We start from the raw sequence: 10,288 nt of genomic DNA on the forward strand, positions 1-10,288 counted from the left end.
ATCGGCATTTGTAAACCCGCTGTGGCAGCAAAAGTTTGCGAACGTGGCAAAATGCTTACTTTGCCCCTGTAACGTTTTCCCAAGTATGACCTCTTCGTCTCCCCCCGCGCCCGCCTCTAATTTCCTGCGCACCATCATCGATAACGACCTGACCCAGGGCCGTTACGCAGACAAACGCTGGGCTGGACGGCCGGGCCCGGCAGCCGTGCAGGCGCAGGGCGAACCCGATACCGCCCGCATCCGCACGCGCTTTCCGCCAGAACCCAATGGCTACCTGCACATCGGGCATGCCAAGAGCATCTGCCTGAATTTCGGCCTGGCGCGCGACTATGGCGGCGCCTGCCATCTGCGTTTCGACGACACCAATCCCGAAAAAGAAGAAGATGAGTACGTGCACGCCATCATCGACATGGTGAAATGGCTGGGCTTTGACTGGCACTATGCCAACGAAAACAACTGTTACTTTGCCAGCGACTACTTCGGCTTCATGTATCAGTTCGCCGAGGCGCTGATCAGTGCGGGGTTGGCCTATGTAGACGAACAGACTGCCGACGAGATCCGCGCCACCCGCGGCACGCTCACCGAAAAAGGCAGTAACTCGCCCTGGCGGGACCGCCCCGCAGACGAGTCGCTGCGTTTGCTGCGCGAGATGCGCGACGGCCAGCATCCCGACGGGAGCATGGCGCTGCGGGCCAAGATCGACATGAGCTCGCCCAACATGAATATGCGCGATCCGGTGCTGTACCGCATCCGGCATGTGCCTCATCATCGCACTGGCAGCGCATGGTGCATCTATCCCATGTATTCCTGGGCTCACCCTGTCGAAGACGCGCTGGAAGGCATTACGCACAGTATCTGCACGCTGGAATTCGAAGACCAGCGCCCCTTCTACGACTGGATACTCAATCACCTGGCGGATCTGGGGCAACTGGCGCATCCACTGCCACGGCAGCATGAATTCGCACGGCTCAACCTGACCTATGTCATCACCAGCAAGCGTAAACTGCTGCAACTGGTGCGTGAAGGCCGTGTCAGCGGGTGGGACGATCCGCGCATGCCGACGCTGGCGGGCCTGCGCCGCCGGGGGTACACCCCTTCGTCCATCCGTCTTTTCTGCGAGCGATTGGGCGTCTCCAAATCCGACTCTCGCATTGACTACAGCCTGCTGGAGCAAGCATTGCGCGACGATCTGGACCCGATCGCGCCCCGCGCCGTCGCTGTGCTCGATCCCATCAAACTGGTGCTCACCAATTATCCTGAAGGTCAGACCGAGCTCTGCCATGCGCCAGGCAATCCGCACGACCCTCAAGCCGGCACACGCGAATTCCCGCTGTCGCGCGAGCTCTGGATTGAGCGCGATGATTTTCGCGAGGAACCGCCGAAGAAATATTTCCGGCTGTTTCCGGGCAACACAGTGCGGCTCAAGTATGGTTATATCGTACGCTGCACCGGCTGCATCAAGGATGAACATGGTAATGTCACCGAAGTCCATGCAGAATATCTGCCTGACACCAAGAGCGGCACGCCAGGGGCGGATTCCGTCAAGGTCAAGGGCAACATCACCTGGGTGAGCGCCGCGCATGCCGTTTCCGCTGAGGTGCGCCTCTACGATCGCCTGTTCATGGATCCGCATCCCGATGCAGGCGATAGGGATTTTCTGCAGGCGCTCAATCCAGACTCTTGTCGGGTGCAGCAAGCCTGGCTTGAACCAGGTGTGCAGGCGGTGCCAGGTACGGTATGGCAGTTTGAACGGTTAGGCTATTTCGTGGCAGACCGCGAAGACTCCACGCCTGAACAGCCTGTGATCAACCGCGCGGTCACGCTCAGGGATTCCTGGGCACAGAAGTCGTAGCACCTGGGCAGCAAACAGAGAATGCCGGGGTTGGCATGAACACCCCGGTCCGCTCAATTTTCGTGAGTAAGACTAGCAGTGAACGATTCCTCTTCATCCCGAAAAAATCCGGCCGCGCTTGATTTCAAGAGCGCCACCCTGTATGCAGTGCGGGTCGTGCTGCACAGCGATGACACAGGATCGCTGATTGATGCGCTGGACACGCGCATGAACGACGCGGGCGCCTTTTTTGAAAACGAACCGGTGGTTGTGGATGCCAGCCAGCTGGATACCGTCATTGATTGGGCCACGCTGATCCAGGCCCTGAAGCAACACCGCCTGCACCCGGTCGGCGTTGTCGCCGAAGGAGCGAATCTCGACGCTGCCGTTGCGCAAGGGCTGGCTTCTGTCGATCTGGCCAACCCCGTGCCCCGGCCCAAGGCCACGCCCGCGCCCGAATCAGACATGCCGGTCGTCGCACCGCCGCGCAGCGAAGCTGCGCCAACCGCTGCGGCGCCGGCCGAAAACCAGGGCAAGGCAAAGAAATCCGGCGGCGGCAAGCGCGGGGCGTCCGAGGCTGTCTCGACGCGTTCTCAAACCACTGCCGCAGCAGCAACCTCTCCCGACAGCCAGCTTCCAGAGATCGCGCCGGCCGCCATGGTCATCAACCGGCCATTGCGTTCTGGCCAGCGTATTTACGCCCGCAACACCGATCTGATTGTCATCGGCGTGGTCAGCCAGGGTGCGGAAGTCATCGCAGACGGTAACATACATGTTTACGGGCCCTTGCGGGGCAAGGCCATGGCGGGCGCGCGCGGCGACACCTGCGCACGCATTTTCACCACGCAGCTGGATCCAGAATTACTGGCCATCGCCGGTGTTTATCGGGTCATAGAAACTCGCCTGGACGAGTCTCTGCACAACCGCCCCGCCATTATTCAACTGGACGAAGACAGGCTAAAGATCAACCCGCTGGACAAGTAACTGTTTCTTTATTCTTGCCAGCAAACTTTAAATTAGTGCAAGCATGGGTAATTCAGGCTCTGTTTTGAATTACGATTATGTGATTTTTGTGAAAAACCAATAAGGATACCTATCGTCATGGCGCGAATTGTTGTGGTGACTTCCGGCAAAGGCGGGGTGGGCAAGACAACCACCAGCGCAAGTTTTGCTTCCGGGCTTGCTATGCGCGGCCACAAGACCGTGGTCATCGATTTCGACGTCGGTTTGCGCAACCTGGACCTCATCATGGGTTGCGAACGCCGCGTTGTATATGACTTCGTCAATGTCATCCAGGGAGAGGCCTCACTGAATCAGGCGTTAATCCGGGATAAGCAGCTCGAGAATCTTTTCATCCTGCCCGCTTCGCAAACACGCGACAAGGATGCACTGACGCGCGAAGGCGTGGGCAAGGTCCTCGATGATCTGGCCACCATGGATTTCGAATATATCGTCTGCGACTCTCCGGCAGGCATCGAAACCGGCGCCTTGATGGCCGCCTATTTTGCCGACGACGCGCTGGTTGTCACCAACCCTGAAGTCTCTTCCGTGCGCGATTCCGATCGCATTCTGGGCATCCTGTCCGCCAAGTCCCGCAGGGCAGAAAAAGGCGACGATCCCATACAGGAACATTTGCTGCTGACGCGTTACAACGCAAAACGCGTCGCCGAGGGCGAAATGCTCTCCCTGAAAGACATTGAAGACATCCTGCGCATCAAGCTGATCGGGGTCATCCCCGAATCCGAATCCGTGCTGCAGGCTTCCAATCAGGGCATCCCCGCCATCCACTTGCGCGAGAGCGAAGTGGCCCTGGCGTATCAGGATGTGGTTGCACGCTATCTGGGCGAAGAAAAACCCCTGCGCTTCGTCGACTACGAAAAACCGGGCCTCTTTAAGCGCCTGTTCGGGGGGAAATAAATATGTCCTTGCTGTCTTTTTTCCGCGGTCAGAAGAAAACGTCCGCTACGGTTGCACGTGATCGTCTGCAGCTCATTCTCATCAACGAACGCGGCGATGGCGTCACGCCGGATTACCTGCCACGCCTGCAAAAAGAACTGGTCGAGGTCATTTCGCGTTATGTGAAAATCAACCCTGACGATATCAAGGTCAATCTCGACCGCCAGGATTCACTCGAAATCCTGGAAGTCAAGATTGAAATGCCACAGACCGATGGGGTCAAGGCATAAACTGCCACGTCAAAAAAACTGCCAGGCCTATTCACATTGCCTGGCAGCTTCTTGATACGGTGGCTGATCGTCAGCAGGCCTGAGCCTGCTGTGGATGGCGCCGCGTATTAACGGTTCTTGCCGACCTGATCGCCAATGACACCGCCGATTGCAGCGCCGCCTACGGTACCCAGGACACCGCCGCCGGTTACCACGGCACCTGCCACACCCCCGAGACCCGCACCGGTGACGGTGCTTTTCTGACGATGGCTCATGTTATCCCACGATGAGCAGCCTGCCATCGCCATGGCAAGAATACCCATGGCAGCGAATTTGCCTGCAGTGGCGAGTTTCATATCTATTTCTCCTAGGTGTTGCGGATGAAATTAAGTTACCTGATTAGACTGGTAAGACGCAATTAAATCCCCGCTCACCTTGTGAGCGAGGGCAACAGTTGTATCTGAATCACAGGCATGCTTGCCGGGCTGATTGTGCATCTATCCCGCCTTGATCAGTGCGAGCACTTCTCTGAATTGAGGATGCGCCGGCGACCCTAGCCACTCGAACATGGCCATTTCAGCGCTGATTCGCTCCAGACCTCGATCTGCCCAACGGTGGCAGGCGGCCCGGTGATCACTCACTTTGCGGGAACCGATGCAGTCAGTCACCAGCACGGGCTGCAGGCCTAAACGAGCCAGGCCCAGACCAGTTTGTAACACGCACACATGGGCTTCTGTGCCTATCAACAACACTCGGGATCGGCCGGTCGGCAGTTGGGGCTGAAAGTGCTGCTCCAGCGTGGCATCGAAATGTGTTTTGTGAATAACATGGTCCACCAGCGGCTTGAGCTCGGGGCTGGTGCCGCCGATCTTGTCAGCACAATGCTCGGTGGCAAACACAGGCACGCCAAGCAGCTGTGCTGCACGCAGCAAACGGGAAGCGCGGGACAAGAGGGCTTGCGATTCATGTATTGCAGGCAGGAGCGCTGACTGCATATCCACCAGCAGAACCATGGAATCGTGCGTACTGAGTGTCAGTGGCGTAGGCATGTAGACCTCCTGTCAGCGCTCGCTTACTTCAGGGCCTTGTAGCGCAGACGACGAGGCTTGGCGCCCTCTTCGCCCAGCCGCTGGCGCTTGTCTTCTTCGTATTCCTGATAGTTGCCATCAAAGAATACAACCTGTGAATCGCCTTCGAACGCCAAAATATGCGTTGCGATGCGATCCAGAAACCAGCGATCATGGCTGATGACCATGACACTGCCCGCAAACTCCAGCAATGCGTCTTCGAGCGCGCGCAAGGTTTCGACGTCCAGATCGTTGGAGGGTTCGTCCAGCAGCAGCACGTTACCGCCGGCAATCAGCGTCTTGGCCAAGTGCAAACGGCCACGCTCGCCGCCCGACAGCTTGCCAACCTGCTTGTTCTGATCTGCTCCCTTGAAGTTAAAGCGGCCCAGATAGGCGCGCGATGCCATCTCAAAGCGACCCACGGTCAGCAGATCGGCGCCATCCGAGATGGCATCGAACACGGTTTTGTCGTCCGGCAGGGATTCGCGTGACTGATCGACATAGGCAAGTTTGACGGTCTGTCCGAGATTCACGTTGCCCGAGTCGGGCTGTTCCTGACCGGCAATCATGCGGAATAATGTGGATTTACCCGCACCGTTGGGGCCAATGATACCGACGATGGCGCCAGCAGGCACTTTGAAACTCAGGTTGTCGATAAGCAGGCGATCGCCGTAAGCTTTGCTGACGTTCTCGAACTCGATGACCTCGTTACCCAGACGTTCGGCGACAGGTATGAAGATTTCCTGGGTTTCGTTGCGCTTCTGGTATTCGTGCGAGGAAAGCTCTTCGAAACGCGCGAGGCGGGCCTTGGCCTTGGCCTGGCGGCCTTTGGGGTTTTGACGCACCCATTCCAGCTCTTTCTTGATGGTGCGCTGACGGGCAGACTCTGTGGCCTCTTCCTGTTTGAGACGGTCATCTTTTTGTTCCAGCCAGGAACTGTAATTGCCTTTCCAGGGGATGCCGTGTCCGCGGTCCAGCTCAAGTATCCATTCAGCGGCATTGTCCAGGAAGTAACGGTCGTGCGTCACGCCCACGACGGTGCCCGGAAATTTCCGCAAGAATTGCTCAAGCCATTCCACGCTTTCTGCGTCAAGGTGGTTGGTGGGCTCGTCGAGCAGCAGCATGTCGGGCTTGGACAGCAGCAGGCGACAGAGCGCGACGCGGCGCTTCTCACCACCGGACAGTTTACCGACGATGGCGTCCCAGGGCGGCAAACGCAGTGCGTCGGCAGCGATTTCCATCTGGTGATCGATGTCGTCGGCACCGCTTGATGCGGCAGCGGCGATGATGGCCTCGAGCTCGGCTTGCTCGTTGGCAAGCTGGTCGAAGTCTGCGTCGGGTTCGGAGTAAGCGGCATAAACTTCTTCAAGACGCTTGCGGGCGCCAAAGAGTTCGCCCAGCCCTTCTTCGACGGATTCCCTGACGGTATGCTCGGCATTGAGAATGGGTTCCTGCGGCAGATAGCCGATCTTGATGCCAGGCATGGGAATGGCTTCGCCTTCGATGTCGCGATCGACACCAGCCATGATTTTGAGCAGTGTGGATTTGCCTGAACCGTTCAGGCCGAGTACGCCTATTTTGGCGCCAGGGAAGAAGGACAGTGAGATGTCTCGCAGGATCTGCCTTTTGGGCGGGACGATCTTGCCGACGCGGTTCATTGTGTATACGTATTGAGCCATGACTACCGGGTAATAATTATGCGTTGGTGGGTGAACGCTTGATTGTAGGCCGGATCGGGTGTCACGCGTTGGGCATCGCTGCGTATGCTTGCGGTCGCCCTTGTTCAGGTGCGGCTTGGGTTCTTTTGACGGTCGGCCCGTCCCTTGCCCACCTTCCGGCACAACTTCGCCGGTTCGGCGCCCATGCGCCGAACACCGCGTCGGCGTGTTTGCTTGGGCCTTCGGCCTTCTCTTCGTCTGGGCTCGCTTGTTCAGGTGTGGCTTCGGTTCTTTTGACGGTCGGCCCGTCTCTTGCCCGCCTTCCGGCACAACTTCGCCGGTTCGGCGCCCACGCGCCGAACACCGCGTCGGCTCGCTCGTCCGGGCCCTTCGGCCCTTCCTTCGCCTCCGCCTCGCTCGGCTCAGATCGTGCCTGCACGCGGGCAAGGGACTGTCCGACCTGCATTGAATTGATGCGTCACGTCGCTGGCACGGTCAGGGTGCTTGGCCTTTTTGCGTGGTGGCTTGTCTGTGCCAAAGAGCTCTTGCGCTTGTGCTTGCCGGCCCCCCTATCAGGGCCGGCAAGCACGTCGGGGCAGTAGTTTGCGAAAGGGTGTAAAGCAGAGAAAGGGTGCAACGCAGGGACAGGGTGCAACGCAGAGAAAGGGATGCAACGCAGAGACAGGATGCAACGCAGAGAAAGGATCGCACTGCAGGGAGGGAGCTTGCCCGTCGAAGATGCCCCCTATACTCCTCATCTGGCGCGTCAGTGACACGAGGCGCTGACAAAGTATGCGCGCGAGTGATACCAATCGCCATCAACAAGGAAAACACTAGCCACAGGCATAGGCATAGGCATAGGCATAGGCATAGGCATAAAGAGTGTAAGTTCAAGTCCCCGGCACCGCTTGCAGGGAATACACAAGCCTCTCACCAGCCACGGCTCCGACGTGATCATGGGCCCTGATAGGGGGGCCCATGATCACCAGCGCAAGAGCTCTTTGGCACAGACAAGCCATCGCGCAAAAAGGCCAAGCACCCTGACCGACCCAGCGGCAGTGCAAAACAACTCAGTGCAGGGCGGCCCGTCTCTTGCCCGCCTGCAGGCACGATCTGAGCCGAGCGAGGCGGAGGCGAAGGAAGGGCCGAAGCGCCCGGACGAGCGAGCCGATGCGGTGTTCGGCGCGTGGGCGCCGAACCGGCGAAGTTGTGCCGGAAGGCGGGCAAGAGACGGGCCGACCGTCAAAAGAACCCAAGCCACACCTGAACAAGCGAACCCAGACGAAGAGAAGGCCCAAGCAAACACGCCGATGCGGTGTTCAGCACATGAGCACCGAACCGGCGAAGTTGTGCCGGAAGGCGGGCAAGAGACGGGCCGACCGTCAAAAGAACCCAAGCCACACCTGAACAAGCGAACCCAGACGAAGAGAGCCCCACGAATAAGCCGTTGCAGACTGCGCCAAAGCCGCGTAAAGCATTTGACCGATCATCACAGAGAACAACAAGACACAACGCATGACCCACAGAGCGTTTACCGGAAGACGGTTGCAAGAAAACCCCATACCGGCTATCCAACACCCCGGCGCGCCCGTAAAATAGAGCTCACCTGCCACTGCACCTATCGAGCCAATGACCGACGCCAACCAATCCAACCTTGTGTTCACCGCCGACGAACTCGACCTCCTGGGCCGCACCGCCGATGCCTTGAGTGCATATATGGGCAAGCCCGTGCTGGCAGAAGTCATGGACCCCGACGAAACAGGCTTCGAATGGGTCATCTTTGCCGTACCGCTCGACGTCCAGGACGACCCCGCAGACTACACCACCGTCCAGATCGGCGGCAAAGGCGCGCGCCTGCTGGGTAACACCGGCGGCATGCAAGTCAAAGAAGACGACACCTATACCTGCGAATACCTTTGGGCAGTGCAACTGGCAGATCTGGAAGGCGTGCGTTTCATCAAGGTAGACCAGGCGGGCGACGAAATCGCCTGCACAGAAAACCTGCAGGATATCCTGCCGTTCGTCATGAATGACGATGTCCTCACCCCAGAAGACGACAGCGACGAAGACGAGGACGAAGACAGCCGCGATGACGACAGCTCGCCCAGCAGCCCGCCCACCCTGCACTAAACAGCCGCGCTAGGCCTGAACATGCGACTTGGCACGATCGCGCATATACAGAAGCACGCCAATCGGCCACATCGTTGCCACCAATGCATACGACGCCAGGCCCTTGAGTCCACGCCCTTTTGGGCGAGCCTGCTTGCTATGGCGCAAATGCAGCGAAAACCTCGTGTACCGTGCCGCTGCCATCAAAAAAGCCTGTGGCCGGTAGCGAAACCACGGCAAGCACTCCACCACCGTATCGCGCGCCAGCAGCCACAGCCCCAATGCGTGCTGCTGACTTTCCTTCCCCTGGGCCGATAAGGAATCCTCGCTGTCGTAATACACCCTGAACACCTGATTCACAAATCGAGTCAAATACCCTGCGCGCGCAATCGCACGCCAAACCAGGCTTTCCGGCACAAACCCGGCGATCTCTTCGGGGAACGGAAACTGCCGCAATACATCCGTGCGCAGACAGCCGAACTTTTCGCCACGCACATGATATTTAAAGGTCATGTCCAGCGACGTGGCATCGAATACATCGCTGGGATACATGTCGCCCACGATGTGTCCATCCGGCCGAGCGCAAAGCCCGGTGATGGCAACGTAGCGATCACGCTCATCCAGAGGAATTTCGCGCCAGGCCATGGCCATGCTGTACAAGGCATTGGCATCCAGGCTGTCATCGCTGTCCAGGGCCACAACCAACTCGCCACTGGCCTTCTGCACGCCGCGGTTGAATGCTGTTTTCTTGTGCTGATTGCGCTGCCACATATAGTGGATGGGAAAACTGGCCTCTTGCTGCCAACCCATCACCATGGCACGGGTGTTGTCCACTGAACCATCGTCTACGATCACCCACTCGAAGTCCTGATAGGATTGTTCGCGCAGCGAAAGGTAGACTCGTTCCAATGTATGCGCCCGATTGTAAGTGGGCGTAACCACAGTAAAAAGATGACGCCAGCCAGACATAGGACTTTTCTTGTCTCTGTTTGTTATAAGTAAGATACGCCAAGCAATCGGCAATACACAGCTTGATCATAGGCCAAAAAAAATCCGCAGAAGCAACTACTGCGGATTTCTTGCCAACCTTACATCAGGATACAAATTGCGCCGGGTTAACCCGTATGGCCAATGGCCACGCCGTTGTCTGACATACCTGCCTGGTTCGGAGACTGGCAGTTTGCGTGCTGCGATATCAGGCGCGCTTAACCTTTTCGAGCATCTTGAATACGCCCTTGGGGGAACGAACAAAAAGACGCTTGAATGCCTTGCCCAGGCAACGGCGTTCAAGGGTGTTGCGACGCGTACGTTTGATTTCTGCCATGATGATCTCCGGTCTGTGCATGACAGGCCAGCTAACATGCAGGCCCGTAAAATATTCAGTGAACCCAATATTCTACCTTGAAAATCAGGACAAACACAAAAAGCCAATGAAATCACCAGCCTGGGCCAAGCATG

At 58.0% G+C, this 10,288-nt stretch carries 10 protein-coding genes; 5 read left to right on the forward strand and 5 right to left on the reverse strand.

The window, feature by feature from the left end; translation table 11 throughout:
* Positions 1–85: 85 nt before the first annotated feature.
* The 4 genes from ERE07_RS14450 (at position 86) to minE (ending at position 4,017) form a co-directional block, all read left to right on the forward strand.
* Positions 86–1,852, forward strand: a complete 1,767-nt coding sequence (locus tag ERE07_RS14450; RefSeq protein ID WP_130009741.1) for a glutamine--tRNA ligase/YqeY domain fusion protein — start codon at positions 86–88, stop codon at positions 1,850–1,852.
* Positions 1,853–1,930: 78 nt separating this feature from the next.
* Positions 1,931–2,815 (forward strand): septum site-determining protein MinC, encoded by an 885-nt coding sequence (gene minC / locus ERE07_RS14455; protein ID WP_130009742.1) that lies wholly within the window; start codon positions 1,931–1,933, stop codon positions 2,813–2,815.
* A gap of 117 nt (positions 2,816–2,932) precedes the next feature.
* A complete protein-coding gene (minD, locus tag ERE07_RS14460) occupies positions 2,933–3,748 on the forward strand; it encodes a septum site-determining protein MinD (protein ID WP_130009743.1) in 816 nt (271 codons plus the stop codon).
* Positions 3,749–3,750: 2 nt separating this feature from the next.
* Positions 3,751–4,017 (forward strand): cell division topological specificity factor MinE, encoded by a 267-nt coding sequence (minE, locus tag ERE07_RS14465; protein ID WP_130009744.1) that lies wholly within the window; start codon positions 3,751–3,753, stop codon positions 4,015–4,017.
* A 107-nt stretch (positions 4,018–4,124) separates the two neighbouring features.
* On the opposite strand, the gene ERE07_RS14470 is transcribed toward minE, so the two are convergent.
* The 3 genes from ERE07_RS14470 to ettA form a co-directional block, all read right to left on the reverse strand.
* A complete protein-coding gene (locus ERE07_RS14470; RefSeq protein WP_130009745.1) occupies positions 4,125–4,352 on the reverse strand; it encodes a glycine zipper 2TM domain-containing protein in 228 nt (75 codons plus the stop codon).
* A gap of 141 nt (positions 4,353–4,493) precedes the next feature.
* Positions 4,494–5,045 carry an isochorismatase family protein gene (locus tag ERE07_RS14475; protein ID WP_130009746.1) on the reverse strand — a complete coding sequence of 184 codons (552 nt, stop codon included), beginning with the start codon at positions 5,043–5,045 and terminating at the stop codon, positions 4,494–4,496.
* Between the two features lie 23 nt (positions 5,046–5,068).
* A complete protein-coding gene (gene ettA / locus ERE07_RS14480) occupies positions 5,069–6,742 on the reverse strand; it encodes an energy-dependent translational throttle protein EttA (RefSeq protein WP_130009747.1) in 1,674 nt (557 codons plus the stop codon).
* A gap of 1,608 nt (positions 6,743–8,350) precedes the next feature.
* Here ettA and ERE07_RS14485 point away from each other — a divergent pair.
* On the forward strand, positions 8,351–8,851 hold the full coding sequence (locus ERE07_RS14485; protein ID WP_130009748.1) for a hypothetical protein: 501 nt from the start codon (positions 8,351–8,353) through the stop codon (positions 8,849–8,851).
* A gap of 9 nt (positions 8,852–8,860) precedes the next feature.
* Here ERE07_RS14485 and ERE07_RS14490 read toward each other — a convergent pair whose 3' ends face one another.
* On the reverse strand, positions 8,861–9,799 hold the full coding sequence (locus ERE07_RS14490) for a glycosyltransferase family 2 protein (RefSeq protein ID WP_130009749.1): 939 nt from the start codon (positions 9,797–9,799) through the stop codon (positions 8,861–8,863).
* A gap of 226 nt (positions 9,800–10,025) precedes the next feature.
* A complete protein-coding gene (locus ERE07_RS22180) occupies positions 10,026–10,154 on the reverse strand; it encodes a hypothetical protein (protein ID WP_257791477.1) in 129 nt (42 codons plus the stop codon).
* Positions 10,155–10,288: the final 134 nt, after the last annotated feature.

It is taken from the genome of Allopusillimonas ginsengisoli (assembly GCF_004153455.1).
Taxonomy (GTDB): domain Bacteria; phylum Pseudomonadota; class Gammaproteobacteria; order Burkholderiales; family Burkholderiaceae_B; genus Allopusillimonas; species Allopusillimonas ginsengisoli.

What these genes read in the sequence shown, in the direction of transcription:
- ERE07_RS14490 (WP_130009749.1), bottom strand. Translation starts at nt 9,799, where the DNA reads ATGTCTGGCTGGCGTCATCTTTTTACTGTGGTTACGCCCACTTACAAT.
- minE (WP_130009744.1), top strand. Translation starts at nt 3,751, where the DNA reads ATGTCCTTGCTGTCTTTTTTCCGCGGTCAGAAGAAAACGTCCGCTACG.
- ERE07_RS14450 (WP_130009741.1), top strand. Translation starts at nt 86, where the DNA reads ATGACCTCTTCGTCTCCCCCCGCGCCCGCCTCTAATTTCCTGCGCACC.
- ERE07_RS14475 (WP_130009746.1), bottom strand. Translation starts at nt 5,045, where the DNA reads ATGCCTACGCCACTGACACTCAGTACGCACGATTCCATGGTTCTGCTG.
- ERE07_RS22180 (WP_257791477.1), bottom strand. Translation starts at nt 10,154, where the DNA reads ATGGCAGAAATCAAACGTACGCGTCGCAACACCCTTGAACGCCGTTGC.
- ERE07_RS14485 (WP_130009748.1), top strand. Translation starts at nt 8,351, where the DNA reads ATGACCGACGCCAACCAATCCAACCTTGTGTTCACCGCCGACGAACTC.
- minD (WP_130009743.1), top strand. Translation starts at nt 2,933, where the DNA reads ATGGCGCGAATTGTTGTGGTGACTTCCGGCAAAGGCGGGGTGGGCAAG.
- ERE07_RS14470 (WP_130009745.1), bottom strand. Translation starts at nt 4,352, where the DNA reads ATGAAACTCGCCACTGCAGGCAAATTCGCTGCCATGGGTATTCTTGCC.
- ettA (WP_130009747.1), bottom strand. Translation starts at nt 6,742, where the DNA reads ATGGCTCAATACGTATACACAATGAACCGCGTCGGCAAGATCGTCCCG.